The organism is Actinophytocola sp., assembly GCF_036378875.1.
Taxonomy (GTDB): domain Bacteria; phylum Actinomycetota; class Actinomycetes; order Mycobacteriales; family Pseudonocardiaceae; genus Actinophytocola.
The window spans coordinates 1-22,401 of sequence record NZ_DASUVO010000121.1; the positions used below are offsets into that span (position 1 = coordinate 1).

Consider the following 22,401-nt stretch of genomic DNA (forward strand, 5'->3'; position numbering starts at 1 on the left):
GGCTCTCCGAGGCGGCGATGGAGGACCGCAAACGAGAGGGGTACTTCTAAAGATGGGCCGCGACCTCCTGCGCTTCGCGACGGCGGGCAGCGTGGACGACGGCAAGTCGACGCTGGTCGGCCGGCTGCTCTACGACACGAAGTCGGTGCTGGCGGACCAGATCGAGGCCGTGCACCGCGCGTCCGTGGACAAGGGCCTCGCCACCCCCGACCTCTCGCTGCTGGTCGACGGGCTGCGCGCCGAGCGCGAGCAGGGCATCACGATCGACGTCGCCTACCGGTACTTCGCCACCGACAAGCGGACGTTCGTGCTCGCCGACACCCCGGGGCACGTGCAGTACACCCGCAACACGGTGACCGGCGCGTCAACGGCCGAGCTGGCGATCCTGCTGGTGGACGCGCGCAAGGGCGTGATCGAGCAGACCAAGCGGCACGCCGCGGTCCTCGCGCTGCTCGGCGTGCCCCGGCTCGTGCTGGCGGTCAACAAGATCGACCTCGTGGACTACGACGAGGGCACGTTCGAGGTGATCGCCAAGGAGTTCACCCACCACGCGACCACACTCGGCTACGCAGGCGGTTCGGTCGTCGCGATCCCGGTGTCGGCGCTGGTCGGCGACAACGTCGTGGAGCACTCGGCCAACACGCCGTGGTACGCGGGCCCGACACTGCTTGACCACCTGGAGACCGTGCCGGTCGAGCCGGACCCGCACGAGGCGCCGTTCCGGTTCCCCGTGCAGTACGTGATCCGGCCGCGCACACCGGAGTTCCCGGACTACCGCGGCTACGCTGGCCAGGTCGCCGCCGGCACGGTCCGGCCCGGCGACGAGGTCGTCGTGCAGCCTGCGGGTGTGCGGACCACCGTCACGCGGATCGACACGCCGGACGGCGAGCTGCTCGAAGCGGTCGCGGGCCGCTCGGTCACGCTGATCCTGGCCGACGACATCGACATCTCGCGCGGCGATCTGATCGCGAGCGCAACCGAACCGCCGGAGCTGACCGACGAGCTTCCCGCGACCCTCGCATGGCTTGCCGACAAGCCATTACGCGCGGGCGCACGGGTACTTGTCAAGTCCGGCGCCAAGACCGTCCAAGCAATGGTCACTGAGTTGCGCACCCGCTTCGACGAGCAGAAGCTGTCCACGCACGACAACCCGGAAGCGTTGGCACTCAACGAGATCGGACAGGTGTCGCTGCGCCTCGCGGAGCAACTGCCCGTCGACCGCTACACGAGCCACGGCCGGACCGGCGCCTTCCTGGTGATCGATCCGGCGGATGGCACGACCCTGGCGGCAGGGTTGGTCGGGGCTCCGCTTCCGTTGCTGGACAAGGTTTAGGAGAACCTCGTGCGTACCCGCTTACTCGTCGCCACGACCGTCGCGTTGTCATTACTCGCCTCGGCGTGCTCCCGGGCGGACAGCGGCTCAAGCGAATCCGACACGGCAGCACAGGACACGAGCCCGGCAACGGAACTGCGGCTCGGCTACTTCCCGAACGTCACCCACGCTCCCGCGCTCATCGGCCTGGAAAAGGGCCTGTACGAGAAGGAACTGGGCGGCACCAAGCTGACCAAGCAGGAGTTCAACGCCGGCCCCAACGAGGTGTCCGCACTGCTCGGCGGCTCGCTCGACATCGGCTTCATCGGGTCGGGTCCCGCGATCAACGCCTACGCCAAGTCGAACGGCGAGGCGGTCCGGCTGATCTCCGGTGTCACCTCGGGTGGCGCGCAGCTCGTGACGAGCGCGGACGTCAACTCGCCGGAGGACCTGGTCGGCAAGACCGTCGTCACCCCGCAGCTCGGCAACACCCAGGACGTGGCGCTGAAGAAGTGGTTGGCGGGCAAGGGACTCACCGACAAGGTCCAGGTCACCAACATGGAGAACGCGCAGACCCTCGACGCGTTCAAGGGCGGTCAGGTGCAGGCGGCGTGGCTGCCGGAGCCGTGGTCGTCGCGGCTCGTGCTCGAGGCTGGCGCGAAGGTGTTCCTGGACGAGAAGGAGCTGTGGCCGGACGGCCAGTTCCCGACCACCGTCGTGATCGTGCGCACCGAGTTCCTCAAGGAGCACCCGCAGACGGTGAAGGCCTTCCTGAAGGGCCTGGTCGCCTCGATCGACTACGCCAACGCGAACAAGGCCGACGCGCAGACCGCGGTCAACACACAGCTGAAGGCGTTGACCGGTAAGGAACTCAAGCCGGAGACCATCGAGCGGGCGTGGTCGAACATCACCCTCACGTTCGACCCGATCGCGGGTGAGTTCAAGCAGCTCGCCGAGGACCAGGTGACGGCGGGCATCGCGGAGAAGGCGCCGGACGTGGCCGGGTTCGCTGACCTGACGGAACTGAACGCCGTGCTCAAGGAAGCGGGCAAGCCGGAAGTCGACGCCGGCGGCCTGGACAAGAAGTAAGGGGAGACGGGACATGACCGCGACGCTCGAGGTCGGTGTGCGAACCGAATACGCCGTGCGCCTTTCCGGCGTGAGCAAGACGTTCGGACAGGGCAGGCGTGCGGTCACCGCGCTCGACGGCGTCGATCTCGACGTGGCGCCGGGTGAGTTCGTGTGCCTGCTCGGCGCGTCCGGGTGCGGCAAGACGACCGTGCTGAACCTGGTGGCGAGCCTCGATCGGCCCACGACGGGCGAGATCGAGCTGAACACCTCGCGGCCCGCGGTCATGTTCCAGGAAGCCGCGCTGATGCCGTGGCTGACCGCCTCACGCAACGTCGAGCTGCCGCTGCGGCTCAACGGCGTCGGCCGCGCGGAGCGGCGTGCCCGCGCGGACGAGCTGCTCGAACTGGTGCGGCTGTCCGGCGTCGGCGACAAGCGGCCGCACGAGCTGTCGGGTGGCATGCGGCAGCGTGTCGCACTGGCTCGTGCGCTCGCGTCGGCTGTGGACGGTGACGCCAACTCTCTGCTGCTCATGGACGAGCCGTTCTCCGCGCTCGACGCGATCACGCGGGACGTGCTGCAGTCGGAGCTGCTGCGGATCTGGCGGGCCACCGCGACCGCGGTGCTGTTCGTCACCCACGACGTTCGCGAGGCGGTGCGGCTCGGGCAGCGGGTCGTGCTGCTCTCGTCTCGGCCGGGCCGGGTCGTGCAGGAGTGGAGTGTGGACGACCTGAACGCCTCGGCCCAGGCGGACGTCGTGGACGAGATCAACACGCGACTGCACGAGGTGATCAGCAACCATGCCTGAGGGCACCGTCGTGGACGATGCCTCCGTCGGTGCCGGGCTCGACGCGCTCGACACCCCTACCGCGTCGGACGGGCGGAGCAGAGCACGCAGGATCCTCGGCCAGGTGCTGCCTCCCGTCCTCGTGCTCGTCGCGGTCGTCGCGATCTGGCAGGCGCTGTGGGCGGCCGCGTTCTGGCCCGAGTACCAGCTGCCCTCGCCTGCCGCGGTGTGGGACCAGATCTGGAGCAGGGTGCTTTCCGGGGAGTTCTTCAGCTTCCTGTGGGTGTCGGTGCACCGTGCGGTGATCGGGTTCGTCATCGCGGTGTCCGCCGCCATCCCGCTCGGCCTGCTGATCGCGAACTTCAGCCTGGTGCGGCGCGGGATCGGGCCTTTCGTGTCCGGCCTGCAGAGCCTCCCGTCGGTCGCGTGGGTGCCGGCCGCGATCCTGTGGTTCGGGCTGACCGACGCGTCGATCTACTTCGTGGTGCTGCTCGGTGCCGTGCCGTCGGTGGCGAACGGCCTCGTGTCCGGTATGGACCAGATCCCGCCGATACTGCCCAGGGTCGGGAAGGTGCTGGGCGCCGGCCGGTTGGCGTCGGCCAGGCACATCCTCCTGCCGGCCGCCCTGCCTGGCTTCCTCGGCGGGCTCAAGCAGGGTTGGGCGTTCTCGTGGCGTTCGCTCATGGCGGCCGAGCTGATCGCGACGTCGCCGCAGCTCGGCGTGGGGCTCGGCCAGTTCCTGCACAACGGCATGTCGCTGTCGGACATGTCGATGGTCATGGCGGCGATCATCCTGATCCTGTTCGTGGGTATCGGGATCGAGCTGCTGGTGTTCCGCCCGCTGGAGCGTGCCGTGCTGCGTGCTCGCGGGCTGACCGGGGCACTGTGATACCTCTCGTTGCCGTCGCACATGGCAGTCGTGACCCGCGCTCGGCGGCGACCATCGCCGCGCTGCTGGACGTGGTGCGTGCGCAGCGGCCCGATCTCGACGTGCGGGCCGCGTTCCTGGAACTGTCCGCGCCTCGCCTGCCCGATGTGCTGGCCGGTCTGGCGGCGGAGGGGCACCGAGATGCGGTGATCGTGCCGCTGTTGCTCGGAGCCGCCTATCACGCACGCGTCGACCTGCCGTCGCTGGTGGCCGAGGTACACGCCAGGCTCCCCCGGCTCACGGTGACGGTGTCCGAGGTGCTGGGCCCGGACGAGCGATTTCCGAGCGGAGCTTGCGGAGCGAACATCCTTTCGGCGGTTGCTCTGCGCCGGCTGGCCGCGACGGGTGTGGCGCTGGACGATCCGACGCTGGGCGTGGTGCTGGCCGGCGCGGGCTCGTCGCACGCACCCGCGAACGCCGCGGTGGCGGCGGTCGCGGCATCGTGGGCGCATCGGTTCCCGACACGGGCCGCGTTCGCGTCGATGGCCGACCCGTCCGTGCCGGAGGCCGTTGCCGCGCTGCGCGCCGACGGGGCCTCGCGGATCGCGGTCGCGTCGTGGTTCATCGCGCCCGGCCGGCTGCCCGACAAGGTGGCGGCACTCGCGGGGCCGGACGCGCTGGTCGCCGAGCCGCTGGGGCCGGCGCCGGAACTGGCCGCGCTGGTCGTGGACCGGTACACCGAGGCCGCCACGGTCCGGTCTGTCCAGTACGCCTGACCTGCGGCGGGTAACCGTTCACATACCTTCGGTAACCATTGCCTCTTGACTGAGATACCTACTCGCCGGTAGACAAGAGGGGTCGCGACATCACCCCGGCACCGGGATCTCTTACCCTGCAACGGTTTCCAGAGGTGAGGACAATGAAGTTCACCCTGCTCAAAACCGGCACGGCCGCACTCGCCGCGGCCACGTTGGCAGTGGTGGGCGCCCCTCAGGCGCTCGCGGCGACCGACATCAACTACAACTGCCGGGCCAACACCCCACTCGGCGCCCAGACCAGCTCGCTGATCCAGACCGTCGACGCGACCGCGCCGGCGACCGTCGCCCCTGGCAGCGCATTCGACATCGTCGTCGACCCTGCCGCTGGCCAGGTCCCGGCCGAGGCGAACGGCTTCACCGTGAGGAACGTGAACACGTTCACGCTCAGGGTCCCGGTCCCGGCGAACGCGACACTGACGGGCATCGCCCTGGCGGGTGGTTCGAACCTGGGGGGCACCCCGACGGCGTCACAGTCCGGTGGCGTGATCACGATCCGCTTCCCCGGGCCGATCGCGGGTGGCTCGACGTACGAGCTGCCGACGATCACCACTCACCTGACGGCTGGGGCATCAGGCGTTGTCACGTCCACGCTGGGCGGGACGAGCTTCACCAACCCGGGCCTGACCTTCACGACGGTCGTGTCCACGTTCATCGGCGACATCACGGCGCCGACGTCGTGCTTCCCGAGCCCGAACCCGGTGCTCACCTCGACCACGATCGCATGAGGTAAGAGCCGGGCCCTGTACAAGGCGTTCCCCCACAACGACGTGGGGGAACGCCTCTCCTTTTAATACTGTCCACTTTTTGTCCCCTAATCCCGCGACCTCGTCATTTATGCTGTCCAACGCAGCTTCGATCGGGTCAGAGGGGCGACGGGGCGCGGTGAACAATTACGAGTTCGACGTCTTTCTCAGCTATTCTCGCAAAGGCAGCTCGCCGGCCTGGGTACACAACCATTTCCTGCCCAAACTACGCGCCTGTCTCACCGACGAGATCGGCCACGAACCCACAGTGTTCGTCGACCAGGAAATGGAGTCGGGCACGGTCTGGCCCAGCCGGCTGGAGCAGGTCCTCACCCGCTCGAAGATCCTCGTGTCCATTTATTCCGCGCAGTACTTCCAGTCGAAGTGGTGCCAGGCCGAGTGGGAGTCGATGGCGGAGCGCGAGCGCCTGCTGGGCCTGGCCTCCCCCGAGCTGACGCAGGGGCTGATCCTCCCGGTCCTGTACTCGGACTCCCAGAACTTTCCCGAGTACGGGCTGGATCGGATGTGGCACGACATGAAGGGGCTGGACGTCCCCGAGCTCATGTTCCAACAGTCGCTGGACTGGCTCGAGTTCCACCGAAGAATGCGCGTGATCGCAGCCGATGTCGAGCAGTTGTTGAACGGCGCGCCGCCATGGCAACCGGATTGGCCGGTGCGTCGCCCGGATGTGCCCATCCCACCGACGACCAAGTTCCCGAGGTGGTGACGTGGACGGCACGATCGTCACGTTCTACTCATACAAAGGCGGCGTCGGCCGGAGTTTCACGCTGGCGAACATCGCGCTTCTGTTGGCCCGGTGGGGAAACCGCGTACTCGTCGTCGACTGGGACCTGGAGGCGCCTGGCCTGCACGAGTACTTCGCACCGCTGCTGGCGAACCCGCCCAGTACCGGACTGGTGAACGTCGTCGCCGACTTCACCGACGGCACTGTGGGTTCGACGGCGCGGTACGTCACCCGCATGAACTCCGGCGACGGCGTGGTCGACCTGATCGCCGCGGGCCGCCAGGACGACCACTACTCGCAACGCGTGCAGGGCATCGACTGGGCCGAACTGTACGAACGCGGCTTCGCGAACGTCCTCGAACAACTGCGGGAGGAATGGGTCACCCACTACGACTTCGTCCTCATCGACAGCAGGACGGGGTGGGCCGACATCGCCAGCATCTGCACCGCCCACCTGCCGGACCGGTTGGTACTGGTGTTCACCGCGAACGAGCAGAGCCTCGGTGGCGCCGTGGATGTGGCCCGGCGGGCCAACGAGGCGCGCGACCGGATGCCGTACGACCGGCCGAAGCTCACCGTGCTGCCGGTGCTGTCCCGTTTCGACAGCCGCGTCGAGTACAAGCGGGCGGAGACGTGGTTCCAGGCCTGCACGAAGACGACCACGCCCCTGTTCAGCAACTGGCTGGTCAAGCACGTGCCGCCCGCGTTGATGCTGCGTCACCTCACCCTGCCGTACGTCTCGTACTGGAGTTTCGGCGAGCAGCTGCCGGTGCTGGAGGAGATCACCCCGTCGACCGACCACATCGCCTACGCGCTGGAGACCGTCGCCGCGATCGTGGCACACCGGTTCGACCGCACCGACCTCCTCGCCGACAACCGGGACGCCTACGTCGCGGCCGCGCAGGGGCAGGCCAGCGCGTTCGAACTGGACATCCTGGTGAGCTGCCCGAGGTCGGCCGAACGCGTGGCCGCCGACCTCGTCACCGCTCTGGAGAAGCTGGGCATCCGCGCGAAACGGTCCCTGTCGGGTGACATCGACTTCCTGGGCAGGACGCGGGACGTCGCCCGGCACCTGTGCCTGGTCATCGATGAGAAGGTGACCCGCTGGCAGGTCGCGGAGGCCGAGTGGTTCCTGCGCCGCACGCTGGTGACCGACGACCGGCGGCTGTTCCCCGTGCTCACCGCGGCGACGAGCCCCACGTCCATGCCGGGGTTCCTGCGCAACATCCGGCGGCTGGAACTCGGCGCGGGCCTCGCCGTCATGGACGCGGCGCATCAGTTGCGGGGCGAGGTGGTCAGTGAGTCAATGGACTCCGGGGTCCTGACCGGCGCGATCTCCGTGCTCGAGCTGACCCGGCAAACCATGCTGGGCAACTACGACTGGTTCCTCGTCGAACAGACCCTGCACGCCATGTCCCCGTCCGTGCGGAATGGCGATCTCGAACAGTTGCGTGTGCTGACCCAGGAACTGGCCGGCCGCACCACGGCCGGCGCATCAGGCGCCCGGTACGACGCTCCCACGAAAGTAAACAACCTGGTTACCGAACTCGTCAGCGAAATCAACCGCCGCATCAAGAAACGCCCGTGAAATTCGGAGGCTTCCCCCCAATGAATGATCCACTCAGCAAAGCGCAGATCGCGGCACTGTTCGCCCTGATGGGTGCCGGTCGGGAAATCTCGAACAACGAGCTGTCCGAGCTCGTCGGTTTTCGCATCGACGGCAAGACGCGCACGACACTCAACGAACGCCACTTGGTGACGAGCACCCAGGCGAGCCGGAGCAAGCCGTACCTGCACACGCTGACCGACGCCGGCTGGAAGCGGTGCGAGGCGGAGCTGACCGGCGGCCTCCTCAGTGGAACGAAGGAGGTCGCCGGCGCCTTCTACCTGGTCCTCGACGGCCTGGCCCGCTACCTGCAACGGGACAACAAGGCCCTCGCCCAGCTGTTCAGGGCGGCGACCGAGGCGCCCGCGGATCTCGACGAGCAGATCACCTCGGCGTACCGGCAACTGGCCGAGAAACAGGGCGACTACGTCCCGTTGGCGCAGCTCCGGCAGCGACTCAACGGCGCCGACCGGTCCGAGGTGGACCGGGTGCTGAAGGAGATGAGCAAGACAAAGCGTGCCGAGCTGACCCCGCATCCCGACCGCAGGGCACTGACCGACGCCGATCGCGCCGCCGCGATCCGGATCGGCGGTGAGGACAACCACCTACTGGTGGTCGAGCGATCATGAGTGATTCCAGGCGAGAAGCGCTCGCCGCCCTCCGTTTCAACTGGTCGGAGACACCGGACCACATCTGGAGCACCTCGCCCTACCACGTCGACGGCGTGCACGAACGTGCCGAACAGGAGATCCGCAACGGCATCAACGACGCGGCCTGGAGCGAAGGGCCCAGCCCCATCGGCCTGGTGCTCCAGGGGCAGAAGGGGGTCGGCAAGACCCACCTGTTGGGCTGGGTCCGCCGCGAGGTGCAGCGACAGAAGGGCTACTTCTTCCTGATCACCCTCAACTCCGGCGACACCTTCTGGACGGACGCGGCCGACGCACTGCTGACCGGACTGTCACACACGGACGACAGCGGCGAAACCCAGCTGGCACTGTTCCTGCGCAGGCTGTGCGAGTGGACCGGGACACCCGAGGCCGTGACCAAAGCCATCACCGGAGAGGAGCCGCTGACCGGCGAGGATCTCCAGGTGTTCATGGCCGCGCTTCGTCGCCGCAACTCGCGGGCGGCCCGCGAGTGCGGAGACACGGCCCGTGCGCTCGTCCTGTGCATGGCGAGGAACCAGGATGTCCAGACAGTCGGCGAGGACTACCTCGCCGGCAAGGAGGCGCAGGACGATCACGCCAGGCAGACGTGGGGCATTCGGCGAGACAGCAAGCCAGCGCCCAAAATGGTGGAGGAGGTCTCCACGCTGCTCGCGTTGACCGGGCCCAGTGTGATGGCTGTGGACCAGTTCGACACACTCCTCGCGAAGGCCAAGCTGACCAACGACAACCCGGCCCGCAACGCCGAGGTTGACGGAGAGGTCGCCCTGGTCGCCGACGGACTGATGATGTTGCGGCAACGGACGAAACGGACCCTGTCGATCGTGGCCTGCCTACCCACCAGCTGGCAGCTGCTGCGGAACCAGGCGATCGGCTCCGTGCCGGACCGGTTCCACGAACCGATCACCGTCAGTCGGATCTCTGACCCGGAACGGGCTCGGGAGTTCGTCGAGGCCTGGCTCAGCGTGCCCTTCCAGCGGGAGAACTTCGATCCGCCACATCCAACCTGGCCGGTGGCCCCCGTGGCGTTCGAGAACTGGGACGAGTACACCGCTCGGGAGATCCTCAAGCGGGTCCACGTCCACGTCAAAACTTGTCTCAAGGGGACGATTCGTGAGCTGACGTCCTTCGACCCCGACCAGCCTGACGTGACGGCCACCGAGGTCGCGGCGACTGTGCGCGAGCCGGAGACCTTCGTCGAGTTCGACGCCAAGTTCGCCGAGCTGCGCGACATTGCGGAGATCGGCAAAGCGCTTGACGACCGAACCGAGAACGAGGTCGTACCCGGCTACCTGTCCGCCGCGCTACGCGCGTGGATCATCGAAACCGGCAACGACAACATGGATTGGGGAGTGGAGATCCCGTCCGACACCAGGGTCCTGCACGCCTGCCTGAACCGGGTGATCGACGAGAAACTGGACATAGAGGAGCACTGGGCCTTCCGAGCCATCGCGGCGACCCACCCGAGAGCCGCGCTGAGTCGGTTGCGGAAAGCCAGGGCAGCGGCCAGCGGCCGCACCGGCTCAGCCACCAGGCATCTGATCGTCCTCCGTGAACCGGAGTGGTCACGGGGCGACAAGACCCGGGTCGAGCTCAACGAGTTCTGGGCCAGTGGCGGGAAGCACCTGAAGATCTCCGAGGATGATCTGCGGACCTTCAGCGCGTTGGAGGTGATGCTGCGAGACTGGAACCTCGAATTGCTCGAATGGCTGGTGGCACGTCAGCCGGCGAGTAAGTCCGCACTGCTGAGCGAGATCCTGCCGGCCGCGACGACCCCGAGTCAGCCGCCCGACGAGACAGCACCGCGGGACGAGAACACCATCCCCCTCGGCACGGCCGGTGGCGAGCCGGTGCCGCTCGACCTGGAGACGCTGCGCAAGCACGTCGTGATCTTCGCGGGGTCGGGTTCTGGGAAGACGGTGCTCATGCGGCGGATCGTCGAGGAGTGCGCCCTGCGCGGCGTGTCGGCGATCGTGCTCGACTCGAACAACGACCTCGCCCGCCTTGGCGACCCGTGGCCCAGCCCGCCGGAACAGTGGGGCCCCGGTGACGAGCAGCTCGCCAAGGAGTACCTCGCGAACACCGATGTCGTCGTGTGGACCCCGGGGCGGGCCGCTGGCCGTCCGCTCAGCTTCCAGCCGCTGCCGGACTTCTCGAGCGTCCTGGACGACTCCGACGAGTTCGACCAGTCGGTGGAGGCCGCGGTCGCGACTCTCGCCACGCACGCGAAGGTCAACGGCACCACCGACAAGGCGAGCTGGGGCAAGGCAGTGCTCCGCGAGGCGTTGAGGCACTACGCCCGCACCGGCGCACGCAGCCTGCCCGGCTTCGTCGAGCTGCTGGCCGACCTGCCCGACGGGGTCAGCCAGCTGATCGGCAGCCAGAAGATCGCCGCTGGCCTGGCGCAGACGCTGAAGGCCGCCATGGTGAACAACCCGCTGCTCGGCGGCATGGGCGAACCGGCCGACCCGGCCGCCCTGCTCACCCCGGCGCCCGGCAGGAAGGCGCGGATCTCGGTGATCAGCTTCGTCGGCCTGCCGTCCGAGGACCAGCGGCAGGGCTTCGTCAACCAGCTGCAGATGGAGATCTTCGCCTGGTTCAAACGCAACCCGGCCCACGACCGCCCACTCGGCGGGCTACTGGTCATGGACGAGGCACAGATGCTGGCCCCGGCGCAGAAGGCGACGGCGAGCCTGTACAGCACGATCGTGCTCGCGTCGCAGGCCCGCAAGTACGGTCTCGGGCTGCTGTTCGCCACCCAGGCGCCGAAGGGCCTGCACAACCAGATCACCGGCAACGCGACGACGCAGTTCGTCGGCAGGCTCCAGCACGCCACCCAGATCGCGGCCGTGCAGGACATCGCCCGCACGAAGGGCGCCAGGCTGGACGACGTCGGCGGGCTCGGCGTCGGACAGTTCTACGTCACCACCGAGCAGGTCGGCTTCCAACTCCTCGCGACGCCGTTCTGCCTGAGCCACCACCCACCGAGCCCACTACGCGACGAGGAGGTGCTCGAACGGGCCAGGAACGGACGCGCGGGAGGTTAGGCTCCGGCCGTGCACAGAGCCATGGGGGCGATCGTGCTGCTGCTGTGCGGCATCGCGGTCGGAGCGGACGCCACGCCGTACACGGCGGTGAGCGAGCCGATGATGGTGCGGGCCGAGCAGTGGTTCCAGCGGTCGCCGCTGTATGACCAGGACGCCTGCTTCATGGCCGGCGACGGTTACGCACGGACCGACTGGCGGGGCGTGCTGGGTGGCTGCCATCAGCCGTACTACCGCACCGACTGTTCCGGGTTCGTGTCGATGGTCTGGGGGCTGCCGGTCAGCTACGCCACGCCGCGCAATGGGCTGGAGCACGACCTGATGGACGTCGCCCGGGTGATCGACAAGGATCAGCTGCGCGCGGGTGACGCGTTGCTGGCGTGGGGGAAGCACGTCCGGTTGTTCGAGCACTGGACCGACGGCAGCCGCACCACCTACATGGCCTACGACTTCGGTGCCACGCCGGTCAAGCACCAGGTGTACGTGTGGGGCGCGCCGGGTGAGTATCACTACGTCCCCATCCGGTACGCCCCTCGCTAGTCTCAGCCGCATGGCTGATGAGCTGGTGCATTACACGACCGACAACGGTGTCGCGACGGTCACGCTGGACTCGCCGCACAACCGGAACGCGCTGTCCGCGCAGCTGCGGCGGGAGCTGCGTGACCACCTGGCCACCGCCATCGGCGACGACGCGGTGCGGGTGATCGTGCTCGACCACACCGGGCCCGTGTTCTGCGCCGGCATGGACCTCAAGGAGGCCGGCAACGCGGACTCCAGCACCGCCGGGGTCAACGAGTTCCCCGAGATCCTCACCCGGATCTGGACCAGCCCGAAGCCGGTGGTGGCGAAGCTCGCCGGGCCGGCGCGGGCCGGTGGCGTCGGCATCGTCGCGGCCGCGGACATCGCGGTCGCCGTGGAAACGGCCACGTTCGCGTTCACCGAGGTGCGGCTCGGGCTCGTGCCGGCCGTGATCTCCGTCACCGTGCTGCCGCGGCTGCACCCCCGCGCCGCGCACGAGCTTCTCCTGACGGGCGAGAGCTTCGACGCCGCGCGGGCCGTCGCGATCGGCCTGATCAACGCCGCGGTGCCGGCCGAGGCGCTGGACGCCGAGGTCGACCGCTACACCGGCATGCTGGCCCTGGGCGGACCAACCGCACTCGCCGCGACGAAGGAGGTGCTGCGCCGCGCCCGCGCCGCGGACATCGACGACGAGTTCGGGGACATGCTGGAGCTGTCCGCCGGGTTCTTCGCAGGCGCGGAGGGGCAGGAAGGGATCCGGGCGTTCGCCGAGAAGCGCCCGGCCAGCTGGGTGCCCCGTCAAGTCCAGTGAGCATGCTGGGGGTCCGGGGGCTCGCCCCCGGCTGGGGGTGTGGGGGCTCGGCCCCCACAAGACACGACGAAGATCGCCAACGGCGAAGGCGTGCTCGCCGAGCAGGGGGTGCCGGCGGGCGAGCGGTGCCTAGGTCGTGAGGTAGTAGCCCACGATCACCAGCAGGACGAGCGCGATCAGGGCGATCGTGATGCGTCTGTTCGAACCCACGTGATCACTCTACGTACGCACGGAGTCGACCAGGTCCTCGGTCCGCTCCTCGTCCTGGGCGACCTCGACGCCGGTCGCCTCGGCGCCGATCGGTTCCTCGTCGCCGGGTGCCGGTCCGAACCAGGTCGAGGCGTGGTCGACGGTCCGGTCGATCACCCACGCCACGCCGACACACAGCGGCCCGAGGAACAGCACGACGAGTGCGAACTGGAACGGGAAGGCGATACCCGCCACCCACAACTCGACGCCGTTCCACCAGTCGGCCATAACACGAGAGTAGACCTGCGCCACTTCTCTGGTTCGAGGGATGGCCCAACTGGGTAATTTGATGTGCATGTTCGCCGTGTACGCCGCAGAACCCAACCCGGAGAGCCCGCTCGACGCGTTGCGTGTCGGTGACCGGCCAGAGCCGGACGTGCCGGACGGCTGGGTGGCCGTCAACGTGCGCGCGGCCAGCCTGAACATGCACGACCTGTGGACTTTGCGCGGGGTCGGCATCAAGGCGGACCGGTTCCCGATGATCCTCGGCTGCGACGGCGCCGGCGTGCTGGCGGACGGCACCGAGGTCGTGGTGCACAGCGTGATCGGCGACACATCGTACGGAGACGAGACGCTCGACCCGAAGCGATCACTCCTCACGGAGAAGCACCAGGGCACGTTCGCGGACACGGTGGTCGTACCGGCCAGGAACGTGCTGCCCAAGCCGAAGTCACTGTCGTTCGCGGACGCCGCCTGCATGGGAACGGCGTGGCTCACCGCGTACCGCATGCTGTTCAGCCGTTCCGGACTGCGACCGGGGCAGACGATGCTCGTGCAGGGCGCGTCCGGCGGCGTGGCGACGGCGCTGGTCGCGCTCGGCAAGGCCGCTGGCGTCCGGGTGTGGGTGACTGGCCGGACCGAGGAGAAGCGGGCGCTGGCGGTGTCACTCGGCGCGGACGACGCGTTCGAGACGGGCGCGAGGCTGCCGGAGCGGGTGGACGCGGTGTTCGAGACGGTGGGCAAGGCGACGTGGGCGCACTCGATGCGCTCGCTGAAGCCGGGCGGCGCGATCGTCGTGTCCGGCTCGACGAGCGGCCCGGACGCGAACGCCGACCTGCAGCGGCTGTTCTTCATGCAGCTGCGGGTGATCGGCTCGACGATGGGCAACCGCGACGAGCTGGCCGACCTGCTGTCGTTCTGCGACCTCAAGGGCCTGCGCCCGGCGATCGGCACGGAACTGCCGATGACGGAGGCGAAGGACGGCTTCGAACAGATGCTCGCGGGCGAGACCGCCGGCAAGATCGTCTTCACGCGAGGAGCAGCATGACTTTCACACTGGACGAGGCGATCCAGGTCGCACGCCGTGCGCACGAGGGCCAGCTGGACAAGTCCGGCCGGCCGTACATCGCACATCCGCTCAGGGTGATGGGCGCGCTGCGCGACGAGCACGAGCGCATGGCGGCGGTGCTGCACGACGTGGTCGAGGACACCTCGGTGACGCTCGCCGACCTGAGGGCGGCGGGCTGCCCTGAGCAGGTGCTGTCCGCGGTGGCCGCGATCAGCAAGCAGCCGGGCGAGGACCAGGAGGCCTACCTGGCACGCGTGGCGGCTAACCCGATCGCGCTGGCCGTGAAACGCGCGGACCTCGCGGACAACATGTCCCCGGAGCGCCTTTCCCGCCTCGACACGCAGACGCAGGAGCGACTGCGCACCAAGTACGAGTCAGCTCTGCGGTTCCTGACCGCCTGACCGGCGGCCGAGCAGCTCGGCCAACACGACCCGGACCGGGAACGGGTCGTCGGTCTCGAAGGGTTCCTCCGCACACACCCGCGCCATCCGCTGGTAGGAGCCACCGTCCAGGCGGTACGCCAGCAGTGACGGCCGGGTGGGGTCGAGCACCCAGTAGTGCGGCACACCCATGCGTGCGTAGGCGACCTTCTTGTTGTTGAGATCGTTGATCGTCGTACTCGGATCGACGATCTCGACAACCAGCTCCGGCGCGTCGAGCACCGTCTCGTCCTCGACGTCCACCTCCCAGGCCACCTGGAGATCGGGCCGCAGCTCGGTGTCGCACGACATCCGCACGACATAGGGCGGCCACAACACGACCAGGTCCTCGGGACAGGCGTCGTCGAGCAACTCGCCGAGCCGCCACAACGCCCGCTGATGTCGCCGCCCCGGCTGCGGGCTGACGAACAGCACACCGTCGATCAGCTCGTACACATTGCCGTCATCCGGCATGAACTCGAGATCGTCCACGGTGAACGGCCGCCCCATGCCGACATCGTGCACTGCCGACGTGCGGAACACCATCCTCAGCGCTGTGTGCTGTCCGGGGCGAGGAGAGGTTTGACGTCCAGGATCGGGGTCGCGTCAAGCGCTTCGAGGTTGCGAACGTGCACCCGGTTACCGGCGACGGCGAGAATGTGGACGAGGTGAAGCCCGATCGGATTCGGACGGTCGGGTGCGCGGGTGGCGAACACACCGGCGAGCGGCCGGCTCACGTCGCCACGCGGATGGACGGTGAGCGTGTCCCGGTCGGCACGGTCGAGCCAGGTGAGCAGCAGCACGTCCGTCCCGGGAAGCAACCCGTCCAACGCGGCGACGTACCGATCGTCGAAGACGAGCCAGGCATCGGGCGCTCCCTCATCGGGTTGCCGAGGCGCCGCGGCCCGCTCGGTCAACGTCGACTCGACATGCCCCACCGCGCGCAGCGTGTACTCGTTCACCGACTCCTCGTTCCTTTCTCTACTGCCCCAGTCGATGCCGAACCCAACGTCGTGCCGCGTCCGTCAACCGCGCACGATGCGGTAACGGCTGATCGCGCTGCAGAAACTCCCAGATCCCCAACACCGCGACAGCGAACGCCGTTTGATCCTCGTCCGATGTCGCGGCCCATGCGTCGACCCTCGCCATCCACTGTTCCGCGTCGGTCGGCGAGTGCCCGGCGTCGATCAGCCGAAGCAGGACGAACCCGGCGTCCAACCACGGCACCGCCGCCCTCGACCACGCCCAGTCGACGACTCGCAGCCGCTGACCGACAAGAACGTTGAGCGAGTGCAGATCGGTGTGCGCCAAGTGATCGCCGGCGACGACGTCGACAGCATGCCGTTCCCAATCGACGAAGCGGTCAAGGTTCGCGCGTGACCACGGATGAAGATCGACGGGCGGCTTGTGACGAAGCCGCCGCCATGCGGCCAGCCTCACCCATTGTGTGGCCAGGTCTGGCGCTTCGCCCGCCGGTCGGCAAGCCAGATCGCCTAGCGCGTCGGTGAGCAACGGAAGGTCCGGCGAGCCTGGCGACAGGTCAGCATGCCGACCGGCGACGTGCTCGAACCCGAGCAGCAACCAGCCGTCGACCTCGACTGTCCACAGCAGTCGCGGCGCGAGATCAGGCAGTCTCACATTGACGGCCGCCTCGTGCCGGTGCGCCCGAACACCCGAGTGACCAGTGGTGATGCCCTTGACGAAGACGCGGCCAGTCGACGTACGGAGGGTGGTGGAGATTTCCGAATGACGGCCGGCAGGCGCTGGACTTTCGCCGACAACCACGCCCACATGCCGTTCGACCTCCCCGCGCACGCCCGCGGGTAAGTCGGTCCATGCCCGGCGAACCATCACGGGCTGGGCGGCGGGTCGTCGTGGCAACCACCGTGACAACCGGTGCAGGCGGCGACCGAGAACCACAACACCTCGTCGACCTGATAGCCAGCCTGCCGCATAGCGGCCACAGTACGACGCAACGACGACTCGGACTGACCAGGATCACCGAACGGTTCCCGCATCGGCACATGATCGATGAAACGCCCAGCCGTCTGTCGGCAGAACTCGCGATAGTCGCGGGTGTGCAGAATGAAGGTGTGCCAGCCAGGATCAACCGCTCGACTCGGCGACAGTGGCTCGCCCCGGTGGACAGCAGAAGTGCCCAGGAATGCCAGTGCCTGGTCCATCACTCGGGCAGCGAATGTCGGGGAAAGTCCCTCATCGGTCATCAACCTGATGACCAGGCGTTCGAACAGTCTCGTCGACACCAGGGAGCGACCGGTCTTTTGTTGCGTCGTCGTTGTCACCGTATTTCCTTTCCTGTCGGACGACTAAAGAATGTCCCGGTCTGGCCGGCGTCGAAACGACTCGATGCTGTACTTGTGTCGCACTTACGACGCAGCGCAACTGCGCCGTGTGGTGAACTGGGAGAGGAGGTGTGAGTGACCACGGTTCGCCGCTGGAGCGGCCACGAGGCGCGAATGTTGCGACGAGCGCTGCGGATGAGCATCCGCGCGTTCCCCGCCCATCTGGGCGTGGCCGCACGGACCGTGTCGAAATGGGACGAACGCGGCGCGTCGACGTTCCCGCTCCCGGAGACCCAAGCCATCCTGGACATGGCCTTGCACCGCGCGGACGACAGCGCCAAGAGCCGCTTCGAGCTGCTCCTGGACGAACACATGGACGAAGATGTGGACGACATGAACCGGCGGGCCGTCCTGGGAATCTTCGGCCCGCTAGCCGCGTCCCCGCTGGCTGGCCGACTCGAAGATGTGCGGCGCGGCCTCGACGGCATGCTCGGTACAGAGCCAGTGGACCGCGACGCCGACGACTGGGAACGGACAGTCGCCGACTACGCCCGCGAGGTAGGCGCTACGCCAGCGCTACAGGTACTGCCCAACATCGTCGCCGATTTCGCCGACATCCAGGCTGATTTCGCTCGGTCTCGAAGCACGATCAGAAAGCGGCTGGTCCACAGCGCGTCGCAGTTGGCGACCCTGACCGCGATCGCTCTGATCAACGCCGGCGAGCGCCATTCCGCGCAACGCTGGTGGAGAACCGCCGCACACGCCGCCGCTGTGACCGGAGATCACAATCTGGTCGCACTGGTGCGAGGTCGCCACGCCGTCATGTCGCTGTACAACAGCCCGCCCGAACGAGTTCTTGAACTGGCCGACCACGCGGTCGCGGCGGGTCGCTCATCACCGTCCGTCGGAGTCATCAGCGGATTCGCTGCACAAGCCCAGGCACTGGGACAGTTGGGCCGGCACGATGAGTCCGCAGCTGCGATGGGGACTGTTCTCGATCTGTTCACCCGCCTGCCCGCTACTGCGAGTAACTGTTCGACGAGTCAATGGAACTGGGGAGAGCAACGGCTGCACCATGTCGTGAGTCACGTGCATGCGTGCGCCGGGCGCCTGAACGAGGCGGGGAAGGCGCAAGACTCCGCGCTTGCCGTGTATCCCGGCGGCAACTTTCAAGGCGGTAGCCAGATCGAACATCACCGCGCTGCCGCTCTCATTCAATCGGGTGACGTCGGTGCCGGAGCCGACCACTTGAGGTCGACGATGGAGCGCCTCGAGCCGTGGCAGCGTGACGACGGCATTGTTGCGCGAAGCGCAATGCTGACGCTCGACCTGGTTCCGCGAACCCACCACGACCGACCCGAGGTCCGACTGGCTCGCGAATCCGTCAGCATGTCCGAGAGGAAAAAGGTAGCCCGACGATGTCAACGACGTACCGACACGTGGACGCCGACTCCGCCGAGGAAATCCTCCACTTGGTCGTGGCGCCGGTCTATGAGGCGAGCCATGCCGATGTCATTGACAAGACGTTCTACTCGACCGAGCGGTTCGTCGAACGGGTCGAAGGGTATGTGCGTGCGCCAGGGTTCGAGTTGGTCGCGGCCTTCGCCGACGGCACGGCCATCGGCCTGGCGTTCGGTTACGCGCTTCCCGCGAACGCACGTTGGTGGCAGGGCCTGACGACACCCGTCGACAAGGGCTTCACGGACGAGAACGGCTGCCGCACGTTCGCGCTCAACGAACTCATGGTCGTGCCCGAATGGCAGGGCAAAGGCGTCGCGCACGCGCTACACGACGACCTACTGGGCGGCCGGCCGGAAGAACGGGCCACGCTTCTCGTCCGCGAGGACAACGACGCCGCCCAGAACGCGTACACCCGGTGGGGCTGGCGCAAGATCGGCAAGCTCCAGCCCTACCCGGACGCGCCGAATTTCGATGCGATGATCCTGCCACTGCGAGTCGAGAGTTGACGGCGCAACTGGCCGGCATGGTGCACTGGCTGCCGTGCACAACACCATCCTCAGTGCCGCAGGAGCCCTCATCCGCGACGAAACCGGTCGTGTCCTCCTGGTCGAACCGAACTACAAGAACCACTGGGAGATCCCCGGCGGCGTGATCGAAGTGGGCGAGACGCCGTCGCAGGGCTGTGCCAGGGAGATCACGGAGGAACTGGGGCTGACCCGCGCCACGGGCCGCCTGCTGGTCGTCGACTGGGCCCCGCACCCCGAACACGGCGACCGAGTCCTGTTCGTCTTCGACGGCGGCGTCCTCACCGAACCCGAGATCGCCACGATCCGCCTACAGGCGACGGAACTGGACTCGTACGCGTTCCTCCCACCCGAGGACGCACTCGACCGCCTGATCCCCCGCCTACGCCGCCGGATGGACGCGGCACTCCGCGCCAACGCCGAAAACCGCACGCTGTACCTGGAACACGGCATCCAGCACTGATCCCTTTTTGTGCGGCGTCGGGAACCAGTAGTGCACAACGAGATTTGATGAGACGTTTCTCGGGAGCAGCGATGACATAGGGGTTGGTGGGGGATGGCACGTCCGGAGAATCCGGTGGATCCGGCGGAGGGGCCGGTGGCGAGATTCGCCGCCGAGCTACGGGAACTGCGGCGCCGCGCGGGCGGTCTGGGATACCGCGAGTTGGCGCGGCGAGCGCACTACTCCCCGACGACGCTGGCGCAGGCCGCACGCGGCATCACCCTGCCGTCCCTGGCGGTGACGCTGGCATATGTAAGACCTTCGGGCTGTAGCCCTCGGTCGATCACGACCGGGCCTGGCCGGACCCGGCGCGCACCAGGCCCGACTCGTAGGCGAAGACGACGGGTCGGTGCGGTCGGGTCCGGTCCGGTGCCGACGTAGCGCTCGAGGAGGCGACGGGTGACGCTGGGCGCAACCACGGCGTCGCCACGTACGACGACACGGATCGCCGAGAGCAGGTCGGCGGCGAGCGTGTCCTTGACGCTCGCGCCGGCCCGCAGTGAGGCGTACACGTACTCGTCGAGGTCGAACGTGGTCAGCATCAGGATCCGGCTCGGGCAGCCGCCGACGCAGAGCCGGCGGGCGGCCTCGACGCCGTCGATCTCGGGCATCCGCACGTCCATCAGGACGACCGCCGAGCAGCTGTACTCGACCGTCCATGCCGCGCGGCCCGTTACGAACACCTGAGCGGCTTCGCCACCAAGGTCGCCGACACGGTCACCATCCACCATCTGCTCACCCACACGTCCGGCCTGGGTGACTTCCGTGCTGTCGCTACTTCTTGCCCTTCGCCTTGTCCGGGGACTCGTCGGTGGAAAGGGCGGCGACGAAGGCTTCCTGGGGGACCTCCACGCGGCCCACCATCTTCATGCGCTTCTTGCCTTCCTTCTGCTTCTCCAGCAGTTTGCGCTTGCGGGTGATGTCACCGCCGTAGCACTTGGCCAGCACGTCCTTTCGCATGGCGCGCACGGTTTCGCGGGCGATGACCCTTGCGCCGATCGCCGCCTGGATCGGGACCTCGAACTGTTGCCTCGGGATCAGCTCGCGCAGCTTCGACGCCATCCTCGTGCCGTAGCCGTAGGCGGACTCGCGGTGGACGATGGCCGAGAAGGCGTCCACCGGTTCGCCCTGCAGGAGGATGTCCACCTTCACGAGGTCCGCGGCCTGCTCGCCGGCCGGCTCGTAGTCCAGGGAGGCGTAGCCGCGGGTGCGGGACTTCAAGGTGTCGAAGAAGTCGAAGATGATCTCACCGAGCGGCATGGTGTAACGCAGCTCCACGCGGTCGCTCGACAGGTAGTCCATGCCGCCGAGCTGTCCACGCCTGCTCTGGCACAGCTCCATGATCGCGCCGATGTAGTCGCTCGGCGCGATGATCGAGGTCTTCACCACCGGCTCGTACACCTCGGCGATCTTGCCCTCCGGCCAGTCCGACGGGTTCGTCACCGTGGCGTCGCCACCGTCGTCGAGCACGACCCGGTAGACGACGTTCGGCGCCGTCGAGATCAGGTCGAGGCCGGCCTCGCGCTCCAGGCGCTCGCGCACGATCTCCAGGTGCAGCAGGCCGAGGAAGCCACAGCGGAAGCCGAAGCCCAGCGCCGCGGACGTTTCCGGCTCGTAGCTCAGCGCGGCGTCGTTGAGGCGCAGCTTGTCCAGTGCCTCACGCAGATCCGCGTAGTCCGAACCGTCCACCGGATACAGTCCTGAGTAGACCATCGGCCTCGGCTCGCGGTAGCCGGCCAGCGGCTCCGTCGCGCCGCGCTTCTCGGCCGTGACCGTGTCGCCGACCTTCGACTGCCGGACGTCCTTCACACCCGTGATCAGGTAGCCGACCTCGCCGACGCCCAGACCGCTGCTCGGCTTCGGCTCCGGGGAGATGATGCCGACCTCGAGCAGCTCGTGCGTCGCGCCCGTCGACATCATCCTGATCCGCTGCCGCGGCGTGATCTTGCCGTCGACGACGCGGATGTAGGTGACCACACCCCGGTACGTGTCGTACACCGAGTCGAAGATCATCGCTCGTGGCGGTGCGTCGTCGACGCCCACCGGCGGCGGCACCAGCCGCACGATCTCGTCCAGCAGCTCCCGCACGCCGATGCCGGTCTTCGCCGAGACACGCAGCACGTCACCCGGCTCGCAGCCGACGATGTGCGCGATCTCCCCGGCGTACTTGTCCGGGTCCGCCGCAGGGAGGTCGATCTTGTTCAGGACCGGGATGATCGTGAGGTCGTTCTCCATCGCGAGGTACAGGTTGGCGAGGGTCTGCGCCTCGATCCCCTGTGCGGCGTCGACCAGCAGCACCGCGCCCTCGCACGCCTCCAGCGCACGGGACACCTCGTAGGTGAAGTCCACGTGGCCCGGCGTGTCGATCATGTGCAGCACGTGGTCCTGGCCGTCGACCTGCCACGGCAGCCGCACGTTCTGCGCCTTGATCGTGATGCCGCGCTCACGCTCGATGTCCATGCGGTCCAGGTACTGCGCCCGCATCGCCCGCTCCTCGACGACGCCGGTGAGCTGCAGCATCCGGTCGGCAAGGGTCGACTTGCCGTGATCGATGTGCGCGATGATGCAGAAGTTCCTGATCAGCTCAGGCTTCGTGAAGGTCGTGTCGGCGAAAGTCGTCACTCGGGTTCCTCGCGGTGTCTACGGATACGACCTATCGTCCCATGAGC

Annotated in this window: 24 protein-coding genes and 1 pseudogene; 18 read left to right on the forward strand and 7 right to left on the reverse strand. The window is 67.8% G+C overall.

Features of this window, described 5'->3' with window-relative positions; genetic code table 11:
• Positions 1 to 52: 52 nt before the first annotated feature.
• The 12 genes from cysN (at position 53) to VF106_RS35095 (ending at position 12,986) form a co-directional block, all read left to right on the forward strand.
• The gene (gene cysN, locus VF106_RS35040) at positions 53 to 1,333 is read left to right on the forward strand and encodes a sulfate adenylyltransferase subunit CysN (RefSeq protein ID WP_330844233.1); all 1,281 of its coding nucleotides are present in this window, start codon (positions 53 to 55) and stop codon (positions 1,331 to 1,333) included.
• 9 nt (positions 1,334 to 1,342) lie between these two features.
• The gene (locus VF106_RS35045; protein WP_330844234.1) at positions 1,343 to 2,401 is read left to right on the forward strand and encodes an ABC transporter substrate-binding protein; all 1,059 of its coding nucleotides are present in this window, start codon (positions 1,343 to 1,345) and stop codon (positions 2,399 to 2,401) included.
• A 13-nt stretch (positions 2,402 to 2,414) separates the two neighbouring features.
• On the forward strand, positions 2,415 to 3,188 hold the full coding sequence (locus VF106_RS35050) for an ABC transporter ATP-binding protein (RefSeq protein WP_330844235.1): 774 nt from the start codon (positions 2,415 to 2,417) through the stop codon (positions 3,186 to 3,188).
• Positions 3,181 to 4,056 carry an ABC transporter permease gene (locus VF106_RS35055; RefSeq protein ID WP_330844236.1) on the forward strand — a complete coding sequence of 292 codons (876 nt, stop codon included), beginning with the start codon at positions 3,181 to 3,183 and terminating at the stop codon, positions 4,054 to 4,056. The genes VF106_RS35050 and VF106_RS35055 overlap by 8 nt, the downstream gene beginning before the upstream one ends.
• Entirely contained in the window at positions 4,053 to 4,811 is a 759-nt protein-coding gene (locus VF106_RS35060; RefSeq protein ID WP_330844237.1) for a sirohydrochlorin chelatase, read from the forward strand. The genes VF106_RS35055 and VF106_RS35060 overlap by 4 nt, the downstream gene beginning before the upstream one ends.
• A 143-nt stretch (positions 4,812 to 4,954) precedes the next feature.
• Positions 4,955 to 5,578, forward strand: a complete 624-nt coding sequence (locus VF106_RS35065) for a cyclase (protein ID WP_330844238.1) — start codon at positions 4,955 to 4,957, stop codon at positions 5,576 to 5,578.
• A 157-nt stretch (positions 5,579 to 5,735) separates the two neighbouring features.
• Positions 5,736 to 6,323, forward strand: coding sequence for a toll/interleukin-1 receptor domain-containing protein (locus tag VF106_RS35070; protein ID WP_330844239.1), 588 nt, complete (start codon positions 5,736 to 5,738; stop codon positions 6,321 to 6,323).
• Between the two features lies 1 nt (position 6,324).
• Positions 6,325 to 7,929, forward strand: coding sequence for a tyrosine-protein kinase family protein (locus VF106_RS35075; RefSeq protein WP_330844240.1), 1,605 nt, complete (start codon positions 6,325 to 6,327; stop codon positions 7,927 to 7,929).
• A 20-nt stretch (positions 7,930 to 7,949) separates the two neighbouring features.
• Positions 7,950 to 8,576, forward strand: a complete 627-nt coding sequence (locus VF106_RS35080; protein WP_330844241.1) for a hypothetical protein — start codon at positions 7,950 to 7,952, stop codon at positions 8,574 to 8,576.
• Entirely contained in the window at positions 8,573 to 11,659 is a 3,087-nt protein-coding gene (locus tag VF106_RS35085; protein WP_330844242.1) for a helicase HerA domain-containing protein, read from the forward strand. The genes VF106_RS35080 and VF106_RS35085 overlap by 4 nt, the downstream gene beginning before the upstream one ends.
• 9 nt (positions 11,660 to 11,668) lie before the next feature.
• Positions 11,669 to 12,196 (forward strand): hypothetical protein, encoded by a 528-nt coding sequence (locus tag VF106_RS35090; protein ID WP_330844243.1) that lies wholly within the window; start codon positions 11,669 to 11,671, stop codon positions 12,194 to 12,196.
• Positions 12,197 to 12,206: 10 nt separating this feature from the next.
• Positions 12,207 to 12,986 (forward strand): enoyl-CoA hydratase-related protein, encoded by a 780-nt coding sequence (locus VF106_RS35095; protein WP_330844244.1) that lies wholly within the window; start codon positions 12,207 to 12,209, stop codon positions 12,984 to 12,986.
• A gap of 219 nt (positions 12,987 to 13,205) precedes the next feature.
• Here VF106_RS35095 and VF106_RS35100 read toward each other — a convergent pair whose 3' ends face one another.
• Positions 13,206 to 13,463: a hypothetical protein gene (locus tag VF106_RS35100; RefSeq protein ID WP_330844245.1), complete on the reverse strand. Its 258-nt coding sequence runs from the start codon at positions 13,461 to 13,463 to the stop codon at positions 13,206 to 13,208.
• 67 nt (positions 13,464 to 13,530) lie between these two features.
• Between VF106_RS35100 and VF106_RS35105 the strand changes: the two genes are divergently transcribed.
• Positions 13,531 to 14,502 carry a zinc-binding dehydrogenase gene (locus VF106_RS35105; RefSeq protein WP_330844246.1) on the forward strand — a complete coding sequence of 324 codons (972 nt, stop codon included), beginning with the start codon at positions 13,531 to 13,533 and terminating at the stop codon, positions 14,500 to 14,502.
• Complete coding sequence (locus tag VF106_RS35110; RefSeq protein WP_330844247.1) at positions 14,499 to 14,924, forward strand: HD domain-containing protein; 426 nt, start codon at positions 14,499 to 14,501, stop codon at positions 14,922 to 14,924. The genes VF106_RS35105 and VF106_RS35110 overlap by 4 nt, the downstream gene beginning before the upstream one ends.
• On the opposite strand, the gene VF106_RS35115 is transcribed toward VF106_RS35110, so the two are convergent.
• Genes VF106_RS35115 through VF106_RS35130 form a run of 4 tightly spaced genes read right to left on the reverse strand, consistent with a single transcriptional unit; the run spans position 14,898 to position 17,245 of the window.
• On the reverse strand, positions 14,898 to 15,452 hold the full coding sequence (locus VF106_RS35115) for a Uma2 family endonuclease (RefSeq protein WP_330844248.1): 555 nt from the start codon (positions 15,450 to 15,452) through the stop codon (positions 14,898 to 14,900). The two genes, VF106_RS35110 and VF106_RS35115, sit on opposite strands and share 27 nt — an antisense overlap.
• Before the next feature lie 38 nt (positions 15,453 to 15,490).
• The gene (gene tsaA / locus VF106_RS35120; RefSeq protein ID WP_330844249.1) at positions 15,491 to 15,904 is read right to left on the reverse strand and encodes a tRNA (N6-threonylcarbamoyladenosine(37)-N6)-methyltransferase TrmO; all 414 of its coding nucleotides are present in this window, start codon (positions 15,902 to 15,904) and stop codon (positions 15,491 to 15,493) included.
• Between the two features lie 19 nt (positions 15,905 to 15,923).
• Positions 15,924 to 16,733 carry a hypothetical protein gene (locus tag VF106_RS35125; protein WP_330844250.1) on the reverse strand — a complete coding sequence of 270 codons (810 nt, stop codon included), beginning with the start codon at positions 16,731 to 16,733 and terminating at the stop codon, positions 15,924 to 15,926.
• A gap of 59 nt (positions 16,734 to 16,792) precedes the next feature.
• A complete protein-coding gene (locus tag VF106_RS35130; protein WP_330844251.1) occupies positions 16,793 to 17,245 on the reverse strand; it encodes a glycine-rich domain-containing protein in 453 nt (150 codons plus the stop codon).
• A gap of 135 nt (positions 17,246 to 17,380) precedes the next feature.
• Between VF106_RS35130 and VF106_RS35135 the strand changes: the two genes are divergently transcribed.
• From VF106_RS35135 to VF106_RS35150, 4 genes and pseudogenes are all read left to right on the forward strand, one after another.
• The gene (locus tag VF106_RS35135; protein ID WP_330844252.1) at positions 17,381 to 18,922 is read left to right on the forward strand and encodes a helix-turn-helix domain-containing protein; all 1,542 of its coding nucleotides are present in this window, start codon (positions 17,381 to 17,383) and stop codon (positions 18,920 to 18,922) included.
• Positions 18,835 to 19,212, forward strand: coding sequence for a GNAT family N-acetyltransferase (locus VF106_RS35140; RefSeq protein WP_330844253.1), 378 nt, complete (start codon positions 18,835 to 18,837; stop codon positions 19,210 to 19,212). The genes VF106_RS35135 and VF106_RS35140 overlap by 88 nt, the downstream gene beginning before the upstream one ends.
• A gap of 34 nt (positions 19,213 to 19,246) precedes the next feature.
• Entirely contained in the window at positions 19,247 to 19,693 is a 447-nt protein-coding gene (locus VF106_RS35145; RefSeq protein WP_330844254.1) for an NUDIX domain-containing protein, read from the forward strand.
• A gap of 93 nt (positions 19,694 to 19,786) precedes the next feature.
• Positions 19,787 to 19,948, forward strand: a pseudogene (locus tag VF106_RS35150) (helix-turn-helix domain-containing protein); the annotation flags it as partial.
• On the opposite strand, the gene VF106_RS35155 reads toward VF106_RS35150, so the two are convergent.
• Both VF106_RS35155 and lepA read right to left on the reverse strand, forming a co-directional pair.
• Entirely contained in the window at positions 19,912 to 20,463 is a 552-nt protein-coding gene (locus VF106_RS35155; RefSeq protein WP_330844255.1) for a response regulator, read from the reverse strand. The pseudogene VF106_RS35150 and the gene VF106_RS35155 sit on opposite strands and share 37 nt — an antisense overlap.
• Positions 20,464 to 20,506: 43 nt before the next feature.
• Positions 20,507 to 22,354 carry a translation elongation factor 4 gene (gene lepA / locus VF106_RS35160; protein ID WP_330844256.1) on the reverse strand — a complete coding sequence of 616 codons (1,848 nt, stop codon included), beginning with the start codon at positions 22,352 to 22,354 and terminating at the stop codon, positions 20,507 to 20,509.
• Positions 22,355 to 22,401: the final 47 nt, after the last annotated feature.